This is a genomic window from Saccharothrix texasensis (assembly GCF_003752005.1).
Taxonomy (GTDB): domain Bacteria; phylum Actinomycetota; class Actinomycetes; order Mycobacteriales; family Pseudonocardiaceae; genus Actinosynnema; species Actinosynnema texasense.
In genome coordinates this window covers 1,209,337-1,235,430 of sequence record NZ_RJKM01000001.1, presented here as the reverse complement: position 1 = coordinate 1,235,430, position 26,094 = coordinate 1,209,337, and the positions used below count along the sequence as shown (strand labels likewise).

The 26,094-nt window shown below is 75.2% G+C and carries 9 protein-coding genes; 4 read left to right on the top strand and 5 right to left on the bottom strand.

Features of this window, described 5'->3' with window-relative positions; translation table 11 throughout:
* Window positions 1-44: 44 nt before the first annotated feature.
* Together EDD40_RS04655 and EDD40_RS04650 are read left to right on the top strand one after the other, a co-directional pair.
* A complete protein-coding gene (locus tag EDD40_RS04655; RefSeq protein ID WP_425471330.1) occupies window positions 45-15,932 on the top strand; it encodes an SDR family NAD(P)-dependent oxidoreductase in 15,888 nt (5,295 codons plus the stop codon).
* Between the two features lie 57 nt (window positions 15,933-15,989).
* Entirely contained in the window at window positions 15,990-16,883 is an 894-nt protein-coding gene (locus EDD40_RS04650; protein WP_123741789.1) for a proline iminopeptidase-family hydrolase, read from the top strand.
* 45 nt (window positions 16,884-16,928) lie between these two features.
* Here EDD40_RS04650 and EDD40_RS04645 read toward each other — a convergent pair whose 3' ends face one another.
* Window positions 16,929-17,177, bottom strand: coding sequence for an acyl carrier protein (locus EDD40_RS04645; RefSeq protein WP_123741788.1), 249 nt, complete (start codon window positions 17,175-17,177; stop codon window positions 16,929-16,931).
* 227 nt (window positions 17,178-17,404) lie between these two features.
* Between EDD40_RS04645 and EDD40_RS04640 the strand changes: the two genes are divergently transcribed.
* The gene (locus tag EDD40_RS04640; protein WP_123741787.1) at window positions 17,405-19,003 is read left to right on the top strand and encodes an AMP-binding protein; all 1,599 of its coding nucleotides are present in this window, start codon (window positions 17,405-17,407) and stop codon (window positions 19,001-19,003) included.
* Window positions 19,004-19,087: 84 nt separating this feature from the next.
* Here the strand turns inward: EDD40_RS04640 and EDD40_RS04635 are convergent, their stop codons facing one another.
* From EDD40_RS04635 to EDD40_RS04620, 4 genes are read right to left on the bottom strand one after another with little or no spacing between them, the layout of a single operon-like run.
* Entirely contained in the window at window positions 19,088-20,623 is a 1,536-nt protein-coding gene (locus EDD40_RS04635) for an AMP-binding protein (RefSeq protein WP_123741786.1), read from the bottom strand.
* A 16-nt stretch (window positions 20,624-20,639) separates the two neighbouring features.
* Window positions 20,640-21,566, bottom strand: coding sequence for an ACP S-malonyltransferase (locus tag EDD40_RS04630; protein WP_123741785.1), 927 nt, complete (start codon window positions 21,564-21,566; stop codon window positions 20,640-20,642).
* Window positions 21,563-22,837 (bottom strand): pyridoxal phosphate-dependent aminotransferase, encoded by a 1,275-nt coding sequence (locus EDD40_RS04625; RefSeq protein WP_123741784.1) that lies wholly within the window; start codon window positions 22,835-22,837, stop codon window positions 21,563-21,565. Before EDD40_RS04625 ends, EDD40_RS04630 begins: the two co-directional genes overlap by 4 nt.
* Before the next feature lie 36 nt (window positions 22,838-22,873).
* Window positions 22,874-24,214 (bottom strand): KamA family radical SAM protein, encoded by a 1,341-nt coding sequence (locus EDD40_RS04620; protein ID WP_123741783.1) that lies wholly within the window; start codon window positions 24,212-24,214, stop codon window positions 22,874-22,876.
* 444 nt (window positions 24,215-24,658) lie between these two features.
* Between EDD40_RS04620 and EDD40_RS04615 the strand changes: the two genes are divergently transcribed.
* Window positions 24,659-25,846: a cytochrome P450 gene (locus EDD40_RS04615; RefSeq protein WP_123741782.1), complete on the top strand. Its 1,188-nt coding sequence runs from the start codon at window positions 24,659-24,661 to the stop codon at window positions 25,844-25,846.
* The last annotated feature ends 248 nt before the right edge of the window (window positions 25,847-26,094 follow it).

Here is a 26,094-nt window from a genome sequence, read left to right as displayed (position 1 = left end):
CCCCGATGACGAACGAAGACAAGCTCCTCGGCTACCTCAAGAAGGTGACCGCCGACCTGCACCAGACCAGGCAGCGGCTGCACGACGTGGAAGCCGAGGCCCGCGAGCCGATCGCGGTCGTCGCCATGGCGTGCCGCTACCCCGGCGGGGTGAACTCGCCGGAGGAGCTGTGGCGGCTGGTCGCGGACGGCGGGGACGCGATCGGCCCGTTCCCGACCGACCGGGGCTGGGACACCGACGCGCTGTTCGACGCGGACCCGGACCGCGCCGGGGCCAGCTACGTGCGCGAGGGCGGGTTCGTGCACGACGCGGCCGACTTCGACGCGGGCTTCTTCGGCATCAGCCCGCGCGAGGCGCTCGCCATGGACCCGCAGCAGCGGGTCGTGCTGGAGGCGGCGTGGGAGACCGTGGAGCGCGCCGGGATCAACCCGGACGCGCTGCGCGGCAAGCCGGTCGGCGTGTACGTCGGCGCCAGCGTGCAGGACTACTGGGACCGGCTGACCGACCTGCCCGAGGCGGTCGAGGCGTACATGAGCACCGGCAGCACGGCGGCGGTCATCTCCGGCCGCGTCTCCTACAGCATGGGGCTGGAAGGCCCGGCGCTGACGGTGAACACGGCGTGCTCCTCGGCGCTGGTGGCGATGCACCTGGCCGCGGAGGCGCTGCGCAAGCGGGAGTGCTCGCTGGCGCTGGCGGGCGGCGTCACGATCATGTCCACGCCGGGCGCGTTCGTGGCGTTCTCCCGGCAGCGGGGCCTGTCGGCGGACGGCCGGTGCAAGCCGTTCTCCGACGGCGCCGACGGCACCGGCTGGTCCGAGGGCGTCGGGATGCTGCTGCTGGAGCGGCTGTCGGACGCCCGCCGCAACGGGCACCCGGTGCTGGCCGTGGTGCGCGGCTCCGCGCTCAACCAGGACGGCGCGTCGAACGGGCTGACCGCGCCGAACGGTCCGTCGCAGCAGCGGGTCATCCTCCAGGCGCTGGCCGACGCCGGGCTGTCGTCCACCGAGGTCGACCTGGTGGAGGCGCACGGCACCGGCACCACGCTGGGCGACCCGATCGAGGCGCAGGCGCTGCTGGCCACCTACGGCCGGGAGCGCAGCGCCGACCACCCGCTGTACCTGGGTTCGGTCAAGTCCAACATCGGCCACGCGCAGGCCGCCGCGGCCGCCAGCGGTGTGATCAAGGCGGTCATGGCCCTGCGGCACGGCGTGCTGCCCAAGTCGTTGCACGTGGGCGAGCCGTCGCGGCACGTCGACTGGTCCTCGGGGCACATCCGGCTGCTCGACGAGTCGCGGCCGTGGCCGGAGGTCGACCGACCGCGAAGGGCCGCGGTGTCGTCGTTCGGGGTGAGCGGCACCAACGGCCACGTCATCCTGGAGCAGGCCGACCCCGAACCCGAACCGCCCGCCGGGACCGGCTGGCCCGAGGGCGTGCCGGTGCCGTGGCTGCTGTCCGCCCGCACCGCCGCCGCGCTGGACGCGCAGCTCGCCCGGCTCGCCGAGGCCGTCGACCCCGGCGCGGACGTCCTCGACACGGCCGTCGCGCTGGCCACCACGCGGTCCGCCATGGAGCACCGGGCGGTCGTGTCGACCATCGACACCGCCGACGCGGTGCGACGCCTGCGGTCGGGTGACGGTGTCGTGCGCGGTGCGGTGCGGTCGGGTTCGACGGCGTTCTTGTTCACGGGTCAGGGTTCGCAGCGGGTGGGCATGGGTCGTGCTCTGGGTGGGGCGTTCCCGGTGTTCCGGGAGGTGTTCGCCGAGGTGTGCGCGGTGGTGGATCCGTTGTTGCCCCGGCCGTTGGCCGACGTGGTGGATGACGAGGTGTTGCATCGGACGGAGTTCGCGCAGCCTGCGTTGTTCGCGTTCGAGGTGGCGTTGTTCCGGTTGTTGGAGTCGTGGGGTATTCGGCCGGACTTCGTGGCCGGTCATTCGATCGGTGAGATCGCGGCGGCGCACGTGGCCGGGGTGTTCTCGTTGGCGGACGCCGCCCGGTTGGTGGTGGCCCGCGGTCGGTTGATGCAGGCGTTGCCCGCCGGCGGGGCGATGGTGGCGGTGGCGGCCTCGGAGGCCGAAGTGCGGCCGCTGCTGCGGGACGGGGTGGACGTCGCGGCGGTGAACGGTCCGTCGTCGGTGGTGCTGTCCGGCACCGAGGCCGGTGTCGAGGCGGTGGTGGCCCGGCTGGGTGATCGGCGCACCAAGCGGTTGGTCGTCAGCCACGCGTTCCACTCCCCGCTGATGGAGCCGATCCTCGACGAGTTCCGCGAGGTCGTCGGCCGCATCCCGTTCGCCGCGCCGAAGATCGCCTTCGTGTCCACCGTCGCCGGCGCCGCCACGGGTGATCCGGCCACGCCGGAGTACTGGGTGCGGCACGTCCGCGAGGCGGTGCGGTTCGCGGACGCGGTGGGGGTGCTGGCGGGGCACGGCGTGTCGCGGTTCCTCGAAGTCGGCCCGGACGCCGTGCTGACCGGGATGGCGCAGGACTCCGCGCAGGACGCCGTGCTGGTGGCCTCCCAGCGGCGGGACAGACCCGAACCGGAGGCGCTGCTGACCGCGCTGGCCACCGCGCACGTCACCGGCCTGGCCGTGGACTGGGCGGCGGTGTTCGCCGGCCGTGCCACGCGACGCGTGGAGCTGCCGACGTACGCGTTCCAGCGGGAGCGGTTCTGGCTGGAGGCCACGCCCGGCACCGGCGGGGTCACGGCGGCCGGCCTCGACCCCGCCGACCACCCCCTGCTCGGCGCGGCGATCGTGCTCGGCGGCTCGGAGGGCCTGGTGCTCACCGGGCGGCTGTCGGTGAAGTCGCACCCGTGGCTGGGCGACCACCGGGTCGGCGACGCGGTGCTCTTCCCCGGCACCGGGTTCCTGGAACTGGTCACCCGCGCCGGCGACGACGCGCGCTGCGGCGTGGTCGAGGAGCTGACGATCGCCGCGCCGCTCGTGCTGCCGGAGCACGGCGCGGTGCGGGTGCAGGTGGTCGTCGGCGCGCCCGAGGCGGCCGGCGCCCGGACCGTGGAGGTGTTCGCGCGCGCCGAGGACGACGACGCGCCGTGGACCCGGCACGCCGCGGGCCGGCTGCTGCCGGGACGACGGCGCGCCGCGTTCGACCTCGCGCAGTGGCCGCCCGCCGGGGCGCAGGAGCTGCCCGTGGCCGGCCTGTACGAGCGGCTGGCCGAGGGCGGGTTGGTCTACGGGCCGGCGTTCCGCGCCCTGCGGGCGGCGTGGCGGCGGGGGGACGAGCTGTTCGCCGAGGTGGCGTTGCCGGACGCGGACGCCGACCGGTTCGGCGTGCACCCGGCCGCGTTGGACGCGGCGCTGCACGCGCTGGGCCTGAGCGACCGCGAGGAGCACCGGGGCCTGCCGTTCGCCTGGTCCGGGGTGTCGGTGCACGCGACCGGCGCGGCCGGGCTGCGGGTGCGGCTCGCGCCGTCGCCCGGCGGCGGCACGCTGGTGCAGGCCGCCGACCCCGCGGGCGCGCCCGTGCTGTCGGCGGAGTCGCTGGTGCTGCGCCCGAGCGGCGCCACCCGGACCACCGCCCGCTCGCCGCTGCGCGCGCTGGGGTGGACGCCGCTGGAGGTCACCGACCAGGTCGAGCCGGCCTGGGTCGAGTGGGACGCGGTCGGCGACGGGGACGTGCCCGCCGTGGTGGTGCTGCCGGTGCGCGACGGCGTCGAACCGGCCGCCGTGCGCGCCGAGGTGCACCGGGTGCTCGGCGTGCTCCAGGACTTCCTGGCGCACGACCGGTTCGCCGCGTCGCACCTGGTCGTGGTGACCGGTGCGGCGGTGGCGAACCCGGTCGGCGCGGCGGTGTGGGGCCTGGTGCGGTCCGCCCAGGCGGAGAACCCCGACCGGTTCGTGCTGCTGGACTGCGACGCCGCGACGTTCGGCCCGCCGGTCGCGCTCGCCCTGGCCGCCGGCGAGCCGCAGGTCCGGGTGCGGGGCTCGGAGGTGTCGGTCGCCCGGCTCGCCACCACCGCCGAGAGCACCGACCGACCGGACTTCGGCGCCGGTTCGGTGGTGGTGACGGGTGCCACGGGCGCGCTCGGCCAGGTGATCGCGCGTCACCTGGTGGCCGAGCACGGCGTTCGCGACCTGGTGCTGCTGAGCCGGCGTGGCGGCGGCGCGGACCTGGTGGCGGAGTTGGCGGCGGCCGGTGCGCGGGTCGTCTCGAAGGCTTGCGACGCGGGTGACCGCGAGGCGTTGGTCGAGGCGTTGGCCGGCGTGGACGTCTCGGCGGTCGTGCACGTCGCGGGCGTCGTGGACGACGGTGTGGTGACGGCGTTGACCCCGGAGCGGGTGGACGCCGTGCTGCGGCCGAAGGTGGACGGCGCGTGGCACCTGCACGAGGTGGTCGGCGACGTCCGGGCGTTCGTGCTGTTCTCGTCCATGTCGGGCGTGCTGGGCGCGCCGGGCCAGGCCGGGTACGCGGCGGCGAACGCCTACCTGGACGAGTTGGCGCGGTACCGGGTCGAGGCCGGTCTCCCGGCCACCTCGGTGGCGTGGGGCCTGTGGGACCTGGACAGCGCGATGACCGGCGACCTCACCGCCGAGGACCGGGCGCGGCTGTCCCGCAACGGCGTCCTGCCCCTGCCGCCGGAGGAGGGCGTGGCGTTGTTCGACGCGGCGCTCACCGCGGTCGAGCCCGCCGTCGTGGCGGCCCGCCTGGACCTGCCCGCGCTGCGCGCCCTCGGCGACGACGCGCCACCCGCGTTCGCCGGGCTCGTGCGCCGTCCCGTCCGCCGGGCCGCCGCCGCGTCCTCCGGGCCCGCGAACGGGCTCGCCGGGCTGACCCCCGACCAGCGCCACGAGCACCTGCTCGCCCTGGTGCGGACCCGGGTCGCCGGCGTCCTCGGCTACGGCTCGCCGGACGCGGTCGACCCCGAGCGCGCGTTCGGCGACCTCGGGTTCGACTCGCTGACGGCCGTGGAGCTGCGCAACGCGCTGGTCGCCGACACGGGTCTGCGGTTGCCCGCGACCCTGGTGTTCGACCACCCCACCCCGCTCGCGCTGGTGGCCCGCCTGGACGTCGAGCTGCACGGCGCGGACGGCCCCGCGACCGCGGTCGCCGCCACCGGCGCGGACGGCGACGACCCGATCGTGATCGTGTCCATGGCCTGCCGCTACCCGGGCGGGGTGTCCTCGCCCGAGGACCTGTGGGACCTGCTCGCCGACGGCCGCGACGCCATCGGCCCGTTCCCGACCGACCGGGGCTGGAACGTCGCGCGCCTGCACGACCCGACGCGCACCCGCCCGGACACGAGCTACGTCGCCGAGGGCGGGTTCCTCGACGGCGCGGCGCTGTTCGACCCCGGCTTCTTCGGCATCTCGCCGCGCGAAGCGGTGATCATGGACACCCAGCAGCGCGTGCTGCTCGAAACGTCCTGGGAGGCGTTCGAACGGGCCGGGATCGACCCGGCCGCGCTCAAGGGCAGCGCCACCGGCGTGTTCGCCGGCGTGATGTACCACGACTACGTCACCGGCCACAGCTCCGGCGGCGTGGTGTCGGGCCGGGTCTCCTACACGTTCGGGCTGGAAGGTCCGGCGGTGTCGGTGGACACGGCGTGCTCGTCGTCGCTGGTGGCGATCCACCTGGCGGCGCAGGCGTTGCGCAACGGCGAGTGCTCGCTGGCGCTGGCGAGCGGCGTCACGGTCATGGCGACCCCCGAGACGTTCGTCGAGTTCTCCCGTCAGGGAGGTCTCGCGGCCGACGGCCGGTGCAAGCCGTTCGCCGACAGCGCGGACGGCACCGGCTGGTCCGAGGGCGTCGGCGTGCTGCTGCTCGAACGGCTCTCGGACGCGCGGCGCAACGGGCACCCGGTGCTGGCCGTGGTGCGCGGTTCGGCGGTGAACCAGGACGGCGCGTCGAACGGGCTGACCGCGCCGAACGGTCCGTCGCAGCAGCGGGTGATCCGGCAGGCGTTGGCCAACGCCGGCCTCAGCGCCGCCGAGGTGGACGCGGTGGAGGCGCACGGCACGGGCACCACGCTGGGTGACCCGATCGAGGCGCAGGCGCTGTTGGCCACCTACGGTCAAGAGCGCGAGCACCCGCTGTGGCTGGGTTCGGTGAAGTCGAACCTGGGCCACACCCAGGCCGCCGCCGGCGTCGCGGGCGTGATCAAGGTGGTGCTGGCCATGCGCCACGGCGTGCTGCCGAAGTCGCTGCACGTCGACCGGCCCTCCACGTACGTGGACTGGACGGAGGGCGACGTCGAGCTGCTGACCGAGGCGGTGCCGTGGCCGGAGACGGGCAGGCCGCGCCGCGCGGGCGTCTCGTCATTCGGCATCTCCGGCACCAACGCGCACACCATCATCGAGCAGGCGCCCCCGGTCCCGACGCCCGCGCCCGAGCCGGTCAGCGTCACGGCCCCCGCGCCGTGGGTGCTGTCCGCCCGCACGGCCGCCGCGCTGCCCGCGCAGGCCGCCCGCCTGCTGTCCGTCGTGGACGGCACCGCCGACGTCGACCTGGCGCTGTCGCTGGCTTCCCGCCCCGCGATGGAGCACCGGGCGGCCATCGTCGGTGACGGTCACGACGACCTGGTGGCCGGGCTGCGCGCGCTGGCCGAGGACACCGCCTCTCCCTCGGTGTCGCGCGGGTCGGCGGGCCGCGGCAAGGTCGCGTTCTTGTTCACGGGTCAGGGTTCGCAGCGGGTGGGCATGGGTCGTGCTCTGGGTGAGGCGTTCCCGGTGTTCCGGGAGGCGTTCGTCCAGGTGTGCGCCGGGTTGGACCCGTTGTTGTCGCGGCCGTTGGTCGACGTGGTGGATGACGAGGTGTTGCATCGGACGGAGTTCGCGCAGCCTGCGTTGTTCGCGTTCGAGGTGGCGTTGTTCCGGTTGTTGGAGTCGTGGGGTATTCGGCCGGACTTCGTGGCCGGTCACTCGATCGGCGAGATCGCGGCGGCACATGTCGCCGGGGTGTTCTCCCTTGACGACGCGTGTTCGTTGGTGGTGGCCCGCGGTCGGCTTATGGGGAAGTTGCCCGCGGGCGGGGCGATGGTGGCGGTCGGCGCGAGCGAGGCCGAGGTGTTGCCGTTGCTGGTGGACGGGGTGGACGTCGCGGCGGTGAACGGTCCGTCGTCGGTGGTGTTGTCGGGGGTGGCGACGGCGGTCGAGTCGGTGGTGGCGCGGCTGGTCGGCAAGCGCACCAAGCGGTTGTCCGTCAGCCACGCGTTCCACTCGCCGTTGATGGAGCCGATGCTGGAGGAGTTCCGCGCGGTGGCGGAGCGGGTCGAGTACCGGGTGCCGGCGATCCCGGTGGTGTCGACGGTGACCGGCGCGTTCGCCGAGGGCGGCGACCTGGTGACCGCCGACCACTGGGTGCGGCACGTGCGCGAGGCGGTGCGGTTCGCGGACGCGGTGACCGCCCTGGCGGGCCGGGGCGCGTCGCGGTTCGTGGAGGTCGGTCCGGACGCCGTGCTGACCGGGATGGCGCAGGACTCGGCGCAGGACGCCGTGCTGATCGCGACCCAGCGGCGCGACCGCGGCGAGGTCACCGCGCTCAACTCGGCCGTCGGTCAGGCGCACGTGCACGGGATCGCCGTGGACTGGCCGCGGTTCTTCGCGGGCCGGGGCGCGCGGCGGATCGCCCTGCCGACCTACGCGTTCGCGCACGAGCGGTTCTGGATGGACGACCCGGCCGTGGTCGGCGATCCGGTCGGCGCGGGCATGGACGCGACCGACCACCCGCTGCTCGGCGGGGCGATGGTGCTCGCGGGTTCCGGGGGCGCGGTGTTCACCGGGCGGTTGTCGTCGCGCACGCACCCCTGGCTGGCCGACCACCGGGTGGGCGGCGCGGCGGTGTTCCCCGGCGCGGGGTTCGTGGAGCTCGTGCTCCGCGCGGGAGTCGACGTGTCGTGCGGCACGGTGGAGGAGCTGACGCTGTCGACGCCGCTGGTGCTGCCGGCGGACGGCGCGGTGCAGGTGCAGGTGACCGTGGCGGCGCCGGATGAGACCGGTCGGCGCGCGGTGGCCGTGCACTCCCGGGAGGACGCCGCGGGCGGCGAACCGTGGACGCCGCACGCGACCGGCGTCCTGGCGCCCGGAGCGCCCGTCCCGGCCGACGTGGCGCCGTGGCCGCCGGCCGCCGAACCCGTCGAGCCGGCCGGCCTGTACGAAGCGCTCGCGGCCGCGGGTCTGGGCTACGGCCCGGTGTTCCAGGGCCTGCGGGCGGCGTGGCGGCGCGGCGACGAGGTCTTCGCCGAGGTCGGGCTGCCCGACGGAGTGGCGGTCGACGGGTACGGCGTGCACCCGGCGCTGCTGGACGCGGCGTTGCACGCGATCGCGCTGACCGGTGACGGCGAGCGGCCCGCCGAGCTGCCCTTCGCGTGGCGCGGCGTGACCGTCCACGCGACCGGCGCCACGACCGCCCACGTGCACGTCGCGCCCGTCCCCGGCGGTGTGGCCGTGCGGTTGACCGACCCGGCCGGAGCGCCCGTGCTGACCGCGCGGACCTTGGCCTTGCGGCCACTCGGCACCGGGCCGGTGGCCCGCCGCGACCCGCTCCACGGCGTGCGCTGGACGCCGGTGGACGTCACCGGCGGCGACCCGGTGCCGTGGGTCGAGTGGGGCGCGTCGACCGACGACCCGCCCGCCGTGGTGGTGCTGCCGGTCGGCGGCGGCGCGGACGCGGCGACGGCGCGGTCGCAGGCGCACCGGGTGCTCGACGTGCTCCAGGAGTTCCTGACGCAGGACCGGTTCGCCACGGCGAGCCTGGTGGTGACGAGCCGGGGCGCGGTGCCCGTGGCCGAGGGCGACCCGGTGGACCCGGCCGGCGCGGCGGCGTGGGGCCTGGTCCGGTCCGCGCAGGCGGAGCACCCGGACCGGGCGCTGGTGCTGGTGGACCTGGACGACGACACGCCGATCGAGCGCGCGCTCCCGGTCGTGCTGGCCTCCGACGAACCCCAGCTGGCGTTCCGCGCCGGCGTTCCGCACCAGGCGCGACTGGTCCGTGCGGCGGACGCGGCCGGGCCGGTGGACTTCGGGACCGGCGCGGTGGTGGTCACGGGTGCGACGGGCGCGCTCGGCCAGGTGATCGCGCGTCACCTCGTGGTGGGCCACGGGGTTCGCGACCTGGTGTTGTTGAGCCGGCGCGGTGGCGGCGCGGAGCTGGTGGCGGAGCTGGAGGCGGCCGGCGCGCGGGTCGTGTCCAAGGCGTGCGACGTCGCTGATCGCGAGGCGCTGGTCGGGGCGCTGGCCGGTGTGGACGTCTCGGCGGTCGTGCACGTCGCGGGTGTCGTCGACGACGGCGTGATCACCGCGCTGACCCCGGAGCGGGTCGACGCCGTCCTGCGGCCGAAGGTCGACGCGGCCTGGCACCTGCACGAGGTGGTCGGCGACGTCCGGGCGTTCGTGCTGTTCTCGTCGTTGTCGGGGGTGCTGGGCGCGCCCGGTCAGGGCAACTACGCCGCCGCCAACGCCTACCTCGACGCGCTGGCGCAGCACCGGGTCGCGGCCGGCCTGCCCGCGACGTCGTTGGCCTGGGGCCTGTGGGAGCTGGACAGCGCGCTCACCGGCGAGCTGGGAACCGAGGACCGGGCACGCATCGCGCGCGGCGGCGTGCGGCCGATCTCCGCCGAGGCCGGCGTGGCGCTGTTCGACGCGGGCGTGGCGGCCGGTGCGGCACTCGTGGTGGCCGCCCGGTTCGACCCGGCCGGGTTGCGCGGGCGCGGCGACCACCTCGCCCCGGTGCTGCGCGACCTCGCCGGGCCGGTGCGCCGCACCGCGCGGGCCGGGACGGCGGGCTCCGGCGACCTGGCCGACCGGGTGGCCGCCCTGCCCCGGGCCGAAGCCCGCGAAGCCGTGCTCGACCTCGTCCTGACGCACGTCGCCGGTGTGCTCGGGCACGCGGTCGCGGTCGTGGTCGACCCCGACCGCGCGTTCTCCGACCTGGGTTTCGACTCGCTGACCGCCGTCGAGTTCCGCAACGCGCTGGCCGGCGCGACCGGGCTGCGGCTGCCGACGACGCTGGTGTTCGACCACACCTCGCCCCGGTCGCTGGCCGACCACGTGCTCACCGAACTGGTCGGCGACGGCGCCGCCGCGCCGACCGCCCCGGTGCTCGCCGCGCGGGCCGACGACCCGGTGGTGGTCGTCGGCATGGCCTGCCGCTACCCCGGCGACGTGTCGTCGCCGGAAGACCTGTGGCGGCTCGTGGCCGAGGGCCGCGACGCCGTCACCGGGTTCCCGACCGACCGGGGGTGGGACGTGCGCCGGTTGCACGACCCGTCGCGCACCCGCCCGGACACCAGCTACGTCGCCGAGGGCGGGTTCCTGCACGACGCCGCCGAGTTCGACGCCGAGTTCTTCGGCATCTCGCCGCGCGAGGCCGTGCTGCTCGACCCGCAGCAGCGCGTGCTGCTGGAAACCGCCTGGGAGGCGCTGGAACGGGCGGGCATCGACCCCGCCACGCTCAAGGGCAGCCCCACCGGCGTGTTCGCCGGCGCGATGTACCACGACTACATCACCGGTCACAACGCCGGCAGCGTGGTGTCCGGTCGCCTCGCCTACACCTTCGGGTTGGAGGGACCGGCGGTCACCGTCGACACGGCGTGCTCGTCGTCGCTGGTCGCGATGCACCTGGCCGGGCAGGCGCTGCGCTCGGGCGAGTGCTCGATGGCGCTCGTGGGCGGCGTGACGGTGATGTCCACCCCGGAGACGTTCGTCGAGTTCTCCCGGCAGGGCGGGCTGTCGCCGGACGGCCGGTGCAAGTCGTTCGCCGACGGCGCCGACGGCACCGGCTGGGGCGAGGGCGTGGGCGTGCTGGTGCTGGAGCGGATGTCCGACGCCGTCCGCAACGGGCACGAGGTGCTGGCGGTCGTGCGCGGCACGGCGGTGAACCAGGACGGCGCGTCCAACGGCCTCACCGCGCCGAACGGGCCGGCGCAGCAGCGGGTGATCCGCCAGGCGCTGGCGAGCGCCGGTCTGTCCCCGGCGGAGGTGGACGCGGTCGAGGCGCACGGCACCGGCACGACGTTGGGCGATCCGATCGAGGCGCAGGCCGTGCTCGCGACCTACGGCCAGGGCCGGGCCGAGCCGCTCTACCTGGGTTCGATCAAGTCGAACATCGGCCACACCCAGGCCGCCGCCGGGGTGGCCGGCGTGATCAAGATGATCATGGCCATGCGGGCGGGCGTGCTGCCGAAGACCCTGCACGTCGACCGGCCGTCGTCCCGGGTGGACTGGACGTCCGGTGACATCGCGCTGCTCACGCGGTCGCGGCCGTGGCCTGCGACCGACCGGCCGCGGCGGGCGGGCGTCTCGTCGTTCGGCATCTCCGGCACCAACGCGCACGTCATCGTCGAGCAGCCGCCCGCGCCGGCCACGCCCGCGCCCCCGGCGGACGACCTGCCGGTCCCGGTGCTGGTGTCGGCCAAGTCCGCGGCCGGGCTGCGCGCGCAGGCCGCCCGGCTGGCGGACCACCTGACCGACCACGGCGACGCGCTGGCCGCCGTCGCCGCCGCCACGGCCACCCGCCGGGCCGCGCTGGAGCACCGCGCCGCCGTGGTGGGCGACCGGGCGGAGGTCGTCGCCGGGCTGCGGGCGCTGGCCGCCGACGCGACCGGACCGGACGCCCTGCGCGGTCGGGTGACGCCGGGCAAGGTGGCGTTCCTGTTCACCGGTCAGGGTTCGCAGCGACCCGGCATGGGCTCGGGGCTCACCGCGCACCCGGTGTTCCGGGAGGCGTTCGCCGAGGTGTGCGCGGTGGTGGATCCGTTGTTGTCGCGGTCGTTGGTCGACGTGGTGGATGACGAGGTGTTGCATCGGACGGAGTTCGCGCAGCCTGGGTTGTTCGCGTTCGAGGTGGCGTTGTTCCGGTTGTTGGAGTCGTGGGGTGTGGTTCCCGACTTCGTCGCGGGTCATTCGATCGGTGAGATCGCGGCGGCGCACGTGGCCGGGGTGTTCTCGTTGGCGGACGCCGCCCGGTTGGTGGTGGCCCGCGGTCGGTTGATGGGGGAGTTGCCGCCGGGCGGGGTGATGGTCGCGGTGGAGGCCGCGGAGTCCGAGGTGGTGCCGTTGTTGGAAAGCGGGGTGGATGTCGCGGCGGTGAACGGTCCGTCGTCGGTGGTGTTGTCGGGGGTGGCGACGGCGGTCGAGTCGGTGGTGGCGCGGCTGGTCGGCAAGCGCACCAAGCGGTTGTCCGTCAGCCACGCGTTCCACTCGCCGTTGATGGAGCCGATGCTGGAGGAGTTCCGCGCGGTGGCCGAGGGGATCGAGTACCGGGTGCCGGCGATCCCGGTGGTGTCGACGGTGACCGGCGCGCTCGCCGAGGGCGGCGACCTGGTGACCGCCGACTACTGGGTGCGGCACGCGCGTGGGGCAGTGCGCTTCCACGCGGCCGTGGTGGAGCTGGAGGCCCGAGGCGTCACCAAGGTCCTGGAGATCGGCCCGGACGGCACGCTGACCGCCGCCGCGCGCGGGTTCAGCGGCGCGGAGCTGGTGCCCGCCCAGCGGGCCGGCCGCGACGAGCTGCGCACCGTCCTGACGGCGGTCGCCCGCCTGCACACCGTCGGCGCGGCCGTGGACTGGTCCGCGGTGCACGCCGGGCGTTCGGCGGCGGGGGTCGTGCTGCCGAACTACGCGTTCCAGCGCCGCCGCTACTGGATGGACGGGGTGACCGAAGGCGGCGACGTGTCCTCCGCGGGCCTGACGTCCGCCGCGCACCCGCTGCTGGTCGCCACCACGACGCTGCCCGACACGGACGGGCTGCTGGCGACCGGTCTGCTGTCCCGGCACGCCCACCCGTGGCTGGCCGACCACGCGCTGGGCGACGCGGTGGTGTTCCCCGGCGCGGGGTTCGTGGAACTGGCGCTGCACGCCGGCGAGCTGGTCGGCTGCGACGCGCTGGCCGAGCTGACCCTCCACGCGCCGCTCGTGCTGCCCGAGGACGGCGGCGTGGGCGTCCAGGTGTCGGTCGGGGCGCTCGACGACCAGGGCCGCCGCCCGGTCGCCGTGTTCGGGCGGGACCCGGACGACGACGCGCGGTGGACCCGGCACGCGTCGGGCTCGCTCACCACGACCGCCGGCGTCCCGACCGGCGCGGCGTTGACCGAGTGGCCTCCCGTCGACGCCGCCGAGGTCGACCTCGACGGTTTCTACGAGCGGTTGGCCGACGCGGGCCTGCGCTACGGTCCGGTGTTCCAGGGACTGCGGCGGGCCTGGCGGCGCGGGGACGAGCTGTTCGCCGAGATCGACCCCGTCGAGGGCGCGGAGCGGTTCGGCCTGCACCCGGCCGCGCTGGACGCGGCGGTGCAGGCGATCGGCCTGGTGCGCGGCGAGGACGAGCCGCCGGCGCTGCCGTTCGAGTTCGGCGCCGTCACGCGGCACGCCTCCGGCGCGGCCGGGCTGCGCGCCCGGATCGCGATCACCGGCCGCGACGGCGCGGTGATCGACCTGGCGGACCGGGAGGGCGGGCCCGTCGCGACCGTCGGGTCGCTGGCGCTGCGCCCGTTCGCCGACCGGCCGAGGCCGCGGGTGGACGGGCTGCACCGGCTGGACTGGACGCCGGTCGCGCTGCCCGGTGGGCCGAGCGCGCGCTGGGCGTTGCTGGGCGGGGACGAGTTCGGGGTCGGCGAGGCGCTCAAGGCGGCCGGGCACGTGGTCGAAGCGCACACCGACCTCACCGCCCTGGGGCAGGTCCTCGACGGCGACGTGCCGGAACTGGCGGTGGTGCAGGTCGCGCCGTCCGCCGGGCCGACGGCCGCCGGCGTGCGCGCGGTCGTGCACCGGGTGCTGGCGCTCCTGCACGAGTGGACCGGTCCGCGCTTCGACACCGCTCGGCTGGTGCTGCTCACGCGCGGCGCGCAGGACGGGACCGACCCGACCGCCTCGGCGGTGTGGGGCCTGGTCCGGTCCGCGCAGGCCGAGCACCCGGACCGGGTGCTGCTCGTCGACCTCGACGTGCACGAGGAGTCCGCGAGGTCGCTGCCGGACGTGGTGGCCTCCGGCGAGCCGCAGGTGGTCGTGCGCGCCGGAACCGCGCACGTCCCGGCGCTCACGCGGGTGCCGTCGGCGGAAGGCCCGCCCGGCAGCGCGTTCGGGCCGGGCAGCACGGTGCTGGTCACCGGTGGCGTCGGCGCGTTGGGCGGCCGGGTGGCACGCCACCTGGTGACCGCGCACGGCGTGCGGGACCTGGTGCTGGCCGGACGTCGCGGACTCGCGGCGGCCGGCGCGGCGGACCTGGCGGCCGAGCTGACCGGCCTCGGCGCGCGGGTGGCGGTGGTGGCCTGCGACGCGGCCGACCGCGACGCGTTGGCCGCCCTGCTCGCCGACCACCCGGTGACCGCGGTGGTGCACGCGGCGGGCGTCCTCGACGACGGCGTGCTGGCGTCGATGACCCCGCAGCGGGTGGACGCCGTGCTGCGGCCCAAGGTCGACGCCGTGCTCAACCTGCACGAGCTGACCGGCGAGCTGACCGCGTTCACCGTCTTCTCCTCGGCGGCCGGTGTCGTGGGCGGCGCGGGTCAGGCGAACTACGCGGCGGCCAACGCCTTCCTCGACGCGTTCGCCCTGCACCGCCGGGCGGCCGGACTGCCCGCGCAGTCGTTCGCCTGGGGCTTGTGGGACGCGGCGAGCACGTTGACCGAAGGGCTCGGCGACGGCGGCCGGGAGAGGATGGCGCGCGGCGGCGTCGTGCCGCTGACCGAGGCGGAAGGGCTGGCGCTGTTCGACGCCGCCTGCGCCCGGCCCGAGGCGACCGTGGTGCCGATCAAGCTCGACCTGCGCGGCGCCGGCCCGGTGCCGCCGGTGCTCCGGGGCCTGGCGCCCGCGTCGGTCCGCCGGGCCGCGACCGCCGCGCCCACCGACCAGGCGGCGCTGCGCCGGGAGCTGACCGGTTTGGACGCCGCCGCCCTGGACGTCCGGCTGCGCCTGGTGGTGCGCGAGGCGGCGGCGGTCGTGCTCGGGTTCGACGGACCGGACGCGTTGGAGGACGACCGGGCGTTCGTGGAACTGGGCCTGGACTCGTTGACCGCCGTGGAGCTGCGCAACGCGGTGAACGCGCGGACCGGCGTGCGACTGGCCACCACGGCGGTCTTCGACCACGGCACGCCGTCGCGACTGGCGGCGCACCTGCGGGCGGAGCTCGCCGGGAGCCCGGCCGACGGCCCGCGCGCCGGGACCGACGACACGGTCGGCGCGTTGTTCCGCCAGGCGGTGGGCGCGGGCCGGGTGGCGGAGGCGCTGGCCCTGATCACCGCCGTGTCCGACGTCCGCGAGTCGTTCACGGAGGTGGCGCACGCCGGGCCGGTCCCGGACCCCGTGGTGCTCGCCCGCGACTCGGACGGCCCGGTGACGGTGGTGTGCTTCGGCTCGCCGATGGCGCTGGACGGCCCCCAGCAGTACGCCCGGTTCGCCGCCCGGCTGCGCGGCCGGGCCGACGTGCTGGTGCTGCCCACGCCCGGGTTCCGCGCCGACGAGCCGCTGCCCGCGACCGCCGAGGCGGCCGTGGCGTACTTCGCCGCCGCACTGGAACCGGTCGTCCGACGCGGGCCGTACGCCCTGGTCGGCTACAGCTCCGGCGGGCTGTTCGCGCACGGCACGGCCGCGTTGCTGGCCGCGCGCGGGCACGGGCCGGCCGGTGTCGGGCTGCTGGACACCTACCCGACCACCGGCCCGACCACGGCGGACTTCTTCAGCCGGATGCTCGGCGCGCTGCTGGCCCGGGAGTCGGCGTTCGGCGAGTTCGGCGGCGCGCGGCTGTCGGCGATGGGCCGGTACTCCCGGCTCCTGCCGTCGGTGCCGCTCGGCGACCCGGACGCCCCGGTGCTGTTCGTGCGTCCGGCGCGCTCCCTGGCCGGACCCGAGAGCGGTGACTCGTGGCGAGCGGTCTGGCAGGGCGAGCACGAACTGGTGGAGGTGCCGGGCGACCACTTCACGATGATGGAGTCGGACGTCGAGGGCACCGCCGACGCGGTCCTGGGTTGGCTGCGCGGTCTGTGATGAACCGGCGGGGCGCCCGGCGCGTCCCGCCCGACGAAGGTGGAGTGCGCTTTGCCGATGATCCCGCCGCCCAGCGCGAAGGGCACGGTGCCGTTCGGGCCGTACAAGACCTGGTACCGGGTCACCGGCGACCTCGGCGCGGACCGACCCGCGGTCGTCGTCGTGCACGGCGGGCCGGGCAGCACGCACGACTACCTGCTCGGCCTCGCCTCCCTCGCGGACGAGGGGTGGCCGGTCGTGCACTACGACCAGCTGGGCAACGGCGGCTCGACGCACCTGCGCGACCGGGGCGCGGACTTCTGGACGCCCGAGCTGTTCCTGGACGAGCTGGCGAACCTGCTGGCGGCGCTGCGCGTGCGCCGGTACGTCCTGTTCGGACAGTCGTGGGGCGGCGTGCTGGCCGCCGCGCACGCCGCGCGCGGACCGGAAGGTCTCACCGGCCTGGTCGTCGCCGACTCGCCCGCCTCCTACCCGAGGTGGATCGGGGAACTGGCCGCGCTGCGCCGCGCGCTGCCGCCCGCGGTGGCGGCGGCGCTGGACCGGCACGAGGCCACGGGCGACTACGAGCACCCCGAGTACAAGTGGGCCACCGGGGTCTTCTACACCACGCACGTGTGCCGGGTTCAGCCGTTGCCCCCGGAGCTGACCGCGTCGTTCCTGGAACTGGGGTCGGACCCGACCGTGTACGGGACCATGAACGGCCCCACCGAGTTCCACATCACCGGCACGCTCAAGGACTTCACCGTCGAGCCGGACCTGCCGGGCATCGCGGTGCCCACGCTGGTGGTGCGCGGCGAGCACGACGAGGTGACCCCCGCCGCCATCGCCCCGTTCCACGAGCTGGTGCCGGGAGCCCGCTACGAGGAGGTCCCGGGCGCGAGCCACCTGCCGCACCTGGAGCAGCCGGAGCGGTTCCGGGCGATCCTGCTGGACTTCCTCAAAGGCCTGTAGGGGCGGTGGAAGGGCCGGACCGGCCCTTCCACCACCCCCGCTCGGTCACGCGGTGTGCTCCAACATGCCCGACAGCACGCCCCACAGCGCGTCCGCGGTGCGGAACGTCTCGGCCTTCAGCGCGTCGTCGCGGAACCGGACGCCGTAGCCCTTCTCCAGCGCGGCCAGCAGGTCGACCATCGCCAGCGAATCCAGCCCGAGGTCGCGCAGCTCGGCGTCCGGCGTCAGCTCCTCGCCCGGTTCGACGAACGGCAGGTGCGCGCGCAGGATCTCCTCGAAACGCTGGTCCCACATGATGGCTGCCCTTTCCGTATTCACGATCGGTCGAGTGACCGGAACATCGTGAAAAGTAGCACGGACAACGCCGGCAGAATGATCGTCGGAAATACCTCGGGGGTTGCTCGGGGTAGGTCAGGGGGGTGCTAGGGGTGGCCTTGGGGTTAAGGCTGTGAACTGCGCTGATAGCGTCACCGGCGGCACTTCTCGGTGATGCCGGAATTGGGATGAGGTGCACTCCGGACATGGTTCGCCCTGTTTTCGCACGCGCGCACGACTCGGTGACGACGCTGCACGAATTCCTGCTCGCCGGGGCGCGGTTGACGCCGGAGGCGCCGGCCGTGGTGGAGACGACCGGCGAGGAGTTCGGCGCCATTTCCCACCGGCAGCTGGAGCGCCGCGTGGCCGAGCTCGCCGCGCGGCTGGACGACCTCGGTCTGGACGTCGGCGACCGGGTGGTGCTGGAGTCGGACACCACGTCGTGGTCCATCGCCGCGTTCCTCGCCTGCTCCACGCTCGGCCTGACCTACATCCCGGTCAGCCCGGAGACCCCGGCGCAGCGGCTGCGCGCGATCGTGGACGCGGTCGCGCCCGCGCTGCACCTCCAGGCCGACACCGGCCGGCGGGACGGGTTGGCGGAGGGGATCGGCCTGGCCCGGTTCGGTCCGGACGGTCTCGAGGTCGATCGCGCGCCCGCGCCGCGCCGCAGGCGCCGCCGGGAGATCACCCCCGCCGACCCGGCGTACATGATCTTCACCTCCGGCACCACCGGCCGGCCCAAGGGCGTGGTGATGAGCCACCGCGCGATCCTGGCGTTCTTCCGCGGGATGCTGGCCCACGGCATCGTGTCGGCCGAGGACCGCGTGGCCACCACCTCGCCGCTCCAGTTCGACTTCTCGCTCCTGGACATCGGCCTGGCGCTGGGCAGCGGCGCGGCGGTCGTGCCGGTGCCGCGCGAGCTGCTGCGCTGGCCGCGCCGGCTGGTGAAGTTCCTGCACGACGCGCGGGCCACCCAGGTCAACGGCGTCCCCTCGATCTGGCGACCCGTGCTGCGGCACGAGCCGGAGCTGCTGGCCGAGCTCGGCGGCGGCATCCGGGGCGTGCTGTACTCCGGCGAGAAGTTCCCGCTGCCCGAGCTGCGCCGGCTGCGCGAAGCGGTGCCGGGCGTGCGGATCGTCAACTGCTTCGGCAGCTCGGAGTCGGTGGCGGCGTCGTTCACCGACGTGCCGGACCCGCTGCCCGACGGGGTGGAGGAGCTGCCCATCGGCTTCGCCCACCCCGGCGCGGAGATGACGCTGATCGACGAGGACGGCGACCCGGTGGACGAGCCGGGCGGCCTCGGCGAGATCCACCTGCGCAGCGGCGCGCTGTTCACCGGCTACTGGGACGACCCGGAGGCCACCGCGCGCGCCCTGGTGCCCGACCCGCTCAACCCCCGCTCCGGCCAGGTGGTGTTCCGCACCGGCGACCTGGCCCGCCGCGGCGAGGACGGCGAGCTGTACTTCCGGGGCCGGGTCGACTCGCTGGTGAAGATCCGGGGCAACCGGGTCGAGCTGGGCGAGGTGGAGCGCCGGGTGGCCGAGTTCCCCGGGGTGGCGGCGGCGACGGCGCTGCTGCTGCCGCTCGCCGACCGGGAACCGGTGCTCGGCGTGTTCGCGGTGCTCGCGGCGGGCGCGGGAGCCCTGGACGAGCTGGAGCTGAAGGCGTTCTGCATGGAGGCACTGCCGGACTACATGGTGCCGCAACGGGTCGAGGTGCTCGACGAGCTGCCGACCACCCCGAACGGCAAGGTGGACCGCCCGGCGCTGGCGGCCCGCGTGCCGGGCGCCACCGGCCGCCGCTGACCCGCTCCAAGGCCGCCGGTGTGAGCGCGAGGGCAACCCCGCGCTCACACCGCGCGCAGTCCGGCGACGGGTTCCGACGGTCGGTCAGGCTTCCGCGGCCCACGTCGTGAGCACCCCGCGGTCCACCTTCCGGTTGGAGTTGAGCGGGAAGTCGTCGACGTGCCGGTACTCCCGGGGCAGCATCCCCGCCGGCAGCACGTCCCGCAGCTCCTTGGACAGCAGCCGCGCCGGCGTCCGGTCACCGGTGTAGAACACGACCAGCTCCAAGCCGTTCTCGGTCGCACGGGTCACCGCGACCGCGTCCCGCACCCCCGCGCACGCCCGCAACGCGTGCTCCACCTCGGCCAGCTCGACCCGCCACCCCGCCAGCTGCACCTGCGAGTCCAGCCGACCCAGGTACACCAGCGTCCCGTCCGCGTGCCGGCGCACCCGGTCGCCGGTGCGGTACCAGCGCCGGCCGTCGTGCTCCAGGAACCTGCCCTCGTCGTCGGCCGGGTCGAGGTAGCCCCGCGTCATCTGCGGACCCGTGACGCACAGCTCGCCCTCGGTGGCGGCGAACGACCCGTCCTCGGCCACCAGCAGGTGGTCGTGGCCCTCGTGCACCTCGCCGATCGGCGTCAACCCGTTGACGCACGACGCGGGCGTCGCGTCCGTCCAGCGGTGCCCCGTGATCGTGACGGTCAGCTCGGTGGGCCCGTAGATGTTCTCCAGCCCGGACGCCGGGGCGGCGCTCAGCCAGTCCAGCGCGTCGGCGGCGCGCAGCGCCTCACCGGCGAACAGGCTCCAGCGCAGACCCGGCATCGACCCGTGCCCCAGCCCGCCGCGGCGGCGCACCAGCGTGATCGCCGACGGGGTGGAGAACCACACCGTCACCCCGCGTTCCGCGACGAACGCGGGCAGGTCCAGGTACGCGCCGCCGGGCACGGGGTGCACCTGCGCGCCGTGCCCCCACGCGCAGAACAGGTCGAACATCGCGCAGTCGAAGTTCAGGTCGAACGCCTGGGAGAACCGGTCGTCGGCGGTGAAGTCGAACCGCCGCTCGATCACCGAGAAGTAGTGGTCCGCCGCCCGGTGGGTGATCGGCACGCCCTTGGGCCGCCCCGAGGACCCCGACGTGAACAGCACGTAGGCGGTGTCCTCCGGCGACACCGGGCGGGGCGCGCCGAGCGGCTCGCCGACCGGCAGGCGCCGCAGGTCGCCCAGCGGGTCCGCGTCGGGCGCGAGCACGGCCACCCCTTCGGGCGCCAGTTCGGCCAGCGCGGCCAGCCCGGCCCGGTCGACCACGACCGCGTCCACGCGGGCGCTGAGCAGCATCCGGCGGGTGCGGGCGGCCGGGAAGCCCGGGTGCAGCGGCACGGCGGTCGCGCCCGCGTACAGCACGGCGAGCAGCCCCGCGTAGGCCTCGACGGTCTTGTCCGCCAGCACGCCCACCGCGCCGGTCGCGCCCGCGTCGACCAGCGCGCCCGCCCAGCTCAGCGCCAGGTCGTGCAGCTCCCGGTAGGTGTGGCGGGTGCCGTCCTCCAGGTGCAGCGCCACACCGTCGGGGCGGGCCGCCAGCCCGCGCAGGAACCGCGAGTGCAGCGCGGGGTCGTCGGCCGACAGCGGTGCTCGCGTGGACATGGGGTCCTCCTCGGGGTCACACCAGCGCGGGCCGCCTGCGCGGGCGCGTCGCGAGCCTCGGCGTGGCGGCCAGCACGGTGAAGTTGTCGGTGGTGCCGGGTACGCGTCCGAACAGGGCGTCCGGCCCGGCCACGCACAGCCGTTCGATGCCGTTGTCCTTCAACGACCGCACCACCGCCGGCCACCGCACCGCCCGCACCACGCCGTCCAGCAGCATGGTCCGCACGCCGTCGGCGGTGGTGCGCGGCGAGCCGTCCTGGTCGGCGACCACCGGCACGGCCGGGTCGCGGAACTCCAGCGCGGGCAGCAGCTCGGCCTCGATCCGGTCCCGCAGGTCGGTGAACAGGCTGACGTGCAGCGGCGGGTCCATCACGTACAGCGGGAGCCCGCCGGCCGCGCGCAGGCGGTCGGACAGCCACTCCACCCGGTCCCGCTTGAGCGACACCATGGCCAGGTCGACGTCGACCTCGCAGGACAGCTCGTGCCAGTCGTCCAGCTCGGCGAGCGCGGCGGCCAGCTCGTCGGCCGGCGTGCGGGCGAACGACAGGGTCACCACGTCGGCGTGCCGGGTGGCGAAGTACTCGGTCTCCAGCCGCACGAGCTGTGCCGTGAGCCGGATGCCGTCGGCCGCGGACAACGCGCCGGAGTGCACGGCCGCGGCCTTGCCGCCGAAGCTCGCACCGGTCACCAGCAGCGGCGTGAACCCGTGCTCGTGCTCCGCCCAGCGGGCCAACGCCAGGCTGTGCACCAGGAAAGCGACCTGGTCGGCCTCGGCGTAGTCCGCGGAGCTGGCGCGCAGCGCGGCGAACAGGTCGTAGCCGAGCACCTCGTCCGCGACCGCGTACAGCTCCCGGGCGAACGGGTTGATCAGCGCGAACTTGGCGACGTCGGCGAACTTCGTCGGTCCCATGCCGGGGAACGCGATCGCGGTGGGCGGCGTCACGGCCGTCCTCCCGGGGTCGCGCCCAGCGCGGTGAACGCCAGCTCGACCACGTCCAGCGCCCGCGCCACGTGCGGCACCGCCGTCGGGTCGGTGGCCTCCATCGCCTCCTGCTGGAGCTCCGGGCGGTCGCCGTAGAGCACGCTCGTGGCCGCCCGGAACCGCAGACCGCGGGGGTCGTCGCCGAAGTGGCCGCCCGCGAGGACGGCCACGCCGTGCCGTTCCAGCAGGCGCTCCTGGAGGGAGTCGCCGTCGACCACGCCGGTCGCGGCCAGCCGGTCGCGCAGCGGCTCGAAGTCCGGGTACACGTAGAACCCGCCGGTGGGCGGCCGGACCAGCGCTCCCGCCTTGGCGGCGATGTCGTGCACGGCCCGCGCGAGCGCGCCGTGCAACCGGGCGTCGGCGTCGCGGCGGGCCACCAGCTCGGCGGGCTCGTCGAACGCGTACTCGACCACTTCCTGCATCGGACCCGCCAACGTGGACCAGACCTCGCTGGCCACCGACGCGACGTCCGCGCGCATCCGCTCGCCGTCCTCGGTGCCGGGGAAGCGCATCACGCCGATCCGCCACCCGCCCAGCGCCAGGCTCTTGCTCAGGCCGGTGACGACGACCGTGCGGTCGGGGGCCACCTCGGCCGGGCTCAGGTACTCGAAGTCCGGGTCGTGCACGAGGTCGCGGTAGATCTCGTCGGACACCAGCAGCAGGTCTTCGGCCTCGGCGACCGCGCAGATCCGCCGGATGAGGTCGGGTGTCGCGGTGGTGCCGGTGGGGTTGTCGGGCGCGGTGAGCACGACGATCCGGGGGTTCGCGCCCGCCGCCCGCGCCGCCCGCACCGCCTCGCGGAGGGCGTCGGGGTCCGGCACACCGCCGCACTCGGCCGGGATCGGCACCGTGAACACGTCCTTGCCCGCCAGGACGGCCTGGGGCGCGTAGGTGACCCAGCAGGGCGCGGGCAGCAGCACGTCGCCGGGGACGGCGAGTTGCAGCGCGACCAGCAGCGCCTTGCTGCCGGGCGCGAGGACCACCTGCTCGGGTCGGGTCGGCAGGCGGCGTCGGTCGAAGTAGCCGGCGACGGCCCGCAGCGCGCCCGCCGACCCCGGCACCGGACCGTAGGAGTTCCGCCCGGCGCCGGACACCAGCCGGTCGACCAGGCCCGGGAACACGGGCAGGCGGGCCTCGCCGAACCCGAGGTGCACGATCGACTCACCCGCCGCCTGGCGCGACGCCACCGCGTGGTCGAGCGCCAGGTTGGCCGAGATCCTGCGGACAGCCACAGCGAACCTTTCGTCGTGGGAGTGGTGCGGCCCTGCTCAGCTCGCGACGGCGGACCCGTTCGCCGTGGCGGCCAGCGCGTCCACGATGTCCGCGGGCGTGCCGGGGTCGATCTCCAGCTCGTCCAGCCACGACGCCGTCTCGGAGAACCGCGCGCGGAACGGCCTGCCGACCAGCGCGGGGTCACGGGCCTGGGCCATCCTCAGCCGGAAGTGCCTGCCGTCGGCGGCTTCCTCCACCCCGTCGACCACGACCTTGCCCGGCGTCGCCGACATGCTCGGCCCCCGCACGGTCCGCGCCAGGCCCGGCAGGGTGCGGTAGGCGGCCTGGAAGATCTCGACCGCCCGGGCCAGCGGCACCTTGAAGTACTCGCGCGGCCCGGTGTCGCGCTCGACGAACATGTAGTAGGGGACCAGGCCCGCCGACAACTGGTCGCGCCACATGTCCGTCCACACGTGCGGGTCGTCGTTGACGTGCTTGACCAGCGGCGCCTGGCAGTACACGACCGCGCCCGTGGCGCGGATGCGGGCCAGGGCCCGGGAAGCGGCGGCGGTCCGCAGCTCGCGCGGGTGGCTGAAGTGCGCCATCACCGCCATCGTCCGGCCGGACGCCACCACCTGCTCGAACAGCCGCAGCACGTCGTCGGCGTCGGAGTCGGTGGTGAACCGGTACGGCCAGTAGGCCACCGACTTGGTGCCGATCCGGACGGTCCGCACGGTGTCGACCCGCAGGATGGGCTCGATGTGCGACCGCAGCCGCTCGGTGCTCATGATCATCGGGTCGCCGCCGGTCATCAGCACGTCGGTGACGGCCGGGTGCCGCCGCAGGTAGCGCGTCAGCAGGTCCGGGCCGGGCGCGGCGAACCGCAGGTCCGCGTCGCCGACGAACTGCGCCCAGCGGAAGCAGTAGGTGCAGTAGGCGTGGCACGTCTGGCCCTGCTGGGGGAAGTACAGCACCGTCTCGCGGTACTTGTGCTGCATCCCCGGCAGGTCGGCGCCCTCCAGGGTGGGCACGTTGAGCTGCTGCTGCCCGGCCGGGTGCGGGTTGAGCCCCGCGCGGATGCGGGAGACGGCCTCCCGCAGGCCGCGGCGGTCGTCGGCCCGCGACAACCGGGCCAGCTCGGCTTCCTCCGCCTCGGCGAGCATGCCGCGCTGGGGGAACACCAGCCGGAAGATCGGGTCGTCGGGCACCCGGTCCCAGTCCACGAGGTGGGTGAGCACGTACTCGTTGACCCGGAACGGCAGCACGTGCGAGATCGTCCGGACGGCGTCGAGCAGCTCTGGTCGCAGGCCGTGCCGGGCCGCGACCTCGGACAGGTGGTGCGGGCCGAACGAGCGGAACCTGACCGGTTCCTCGGCGAACGCCGCCGTCAGGGACATGCGCGAGCACCTTTCCGTTCCGGGGTTCGTGCGGGGGATCGGCCGGCGAGCGTGCTCGCGTGCCGCGGTGCGACGCGCTCCGGACGGCAGTCGGGAGTCTGCGGTGGGCCTGGGCCGACCCTAGACGCAACCCGCTGGGCGCAACCCCTACCGCCGCCCCTGCGCCACCCCTCACCACGCCTGCCGACCGGGAGGGGTGGCCTCCGCCGACCGCTCCGCCGGCCCCCGCCCGGACCCGGTCGGGCCACCTGCCGGGGACGGCCGGCGATAGGGGCGGCGTAGGGGCCCGCGGGGGTGTGTTCCGGCCCGCGCCCGTCATTACGCTTCCCCCCAGCGTGCCGGGGTGACCCCCACCAGCCCGTTCGCGGCGGTGTTCGTCGATCCACTCCCGCAGGCCTTCGACGGGACCGGCGCGGCCCGGACGCACACCCGGAGGAGACCCCAGTGACAGCAACCCGGCAGGTCCGCAGATACCCGTTCAGCGAGGCTCCCGGCGTCGACATCGACCCGCTGTACGGCGCCCTGCGGCGGGACGAGCCCGTCAGCCGGGTCCAGCTGCCCTACGGGGAGGAAGCGTGGCTGGCCACCCGCTACGACGACGTCCGGACCGTGCTGATCGACCCCCGGTTCAGCCGGGCGGCGGCGCAGGGGCAGGACCAGCCGCGCACCCGCGAGGAGATCACCTACGAGGGCATCATCGGCCTCGACCCGCCGGAGCACACCCGGCTGCGCAAGCTCGTCGGCAAAGCCCTGACCGCCCGCCGGGTCAACGAGATGCGGGAGAACGCGGTCCGCATCGCCAACGCGTGCCTGGACGACCTGGTGGCCGAGGGGCCCTCCGCCGACCTGGTCGAGCACTTCGCGATGCCGTTCCCGGTCACGGTGATCTGCGAGCTGCTGGGCGTGCCGGTCGAGGACCACGTCAAGTTCCGGGTCTGGACCGAAGGCCTGACCAGCACCGCGCAGCCGATCATGGCGCAGGTCGAGCAGCTGTTCGGCTACATCGGCGGCCTGGTCGCGCAGCGCCGCGAGCAGCCCACCGAGGACCTGCTGGGCGTGCTGGTGCACGCCCGCGACGAGCACGACCAGCTCAGCGAGCAGGAGCTGCTGTCGATCGTCGGCGTCGGCCTGCTGCTGACCGGGTCGGAGACGGTGTCCACGCACATCCCGAACTTCCTGTACGCGCTGCTCAAGAGCCCCGGGCACTACGAGATGCTCAAGGCGGAGCCGGAGCTGATCCCGGCCGCCGTCGAGGAGCTGCTCCGGCTGATCCCGCTCAACCCGGCGGCGATGTTCCCCCGCTACGCCACCGAGGACGTCCGGTTCGGCGACGTCGTGGTCAGGCAGGGCGAGCCGATCCTGGTGTCGCTGCCCGGCGCCAACCGCGACCCGGAGATCTTCACCGACCCGGAGGACGTCGACTTCCGCCGGGCGTCGAACCCGCACGTCGCGTTCGGCCACGGGCCGCACCACTGCCTGGGCGCGCAACTCGCCCGGATGGAGCTGCAGGTCGCGCTGGAGGCCGTCACCACCCGCTTCCCGGACCTCCGGCTCTCCGGGGGCGACGACGGCGTGGAGTGGAAGAAGGGGCTGCTGGTGCGCGGTCCGAAAGTCCTCCGGGTGCGGTGGTGAGCCGGGTGGCGGACGTCGACCCCCGACCGCACCCCGGTGCCGTGACCACGTCGTCGGGCCGGCCGGCAGCGCTTCGGCGTCCGTCGACACCGCGACGCCCGATGACCGCCACCCCGGAGACCGGCCCGGCGCCGGCGCCCGCCCAGTGACCCACCGCCGCCCCCGGCCACCCGCCGGGGGCGGCGCAGCAACCCCGCGACCGCGGCAGCGCCCGGTGGCGGGACGCGTCGTGCCCAGGACCGACCCGA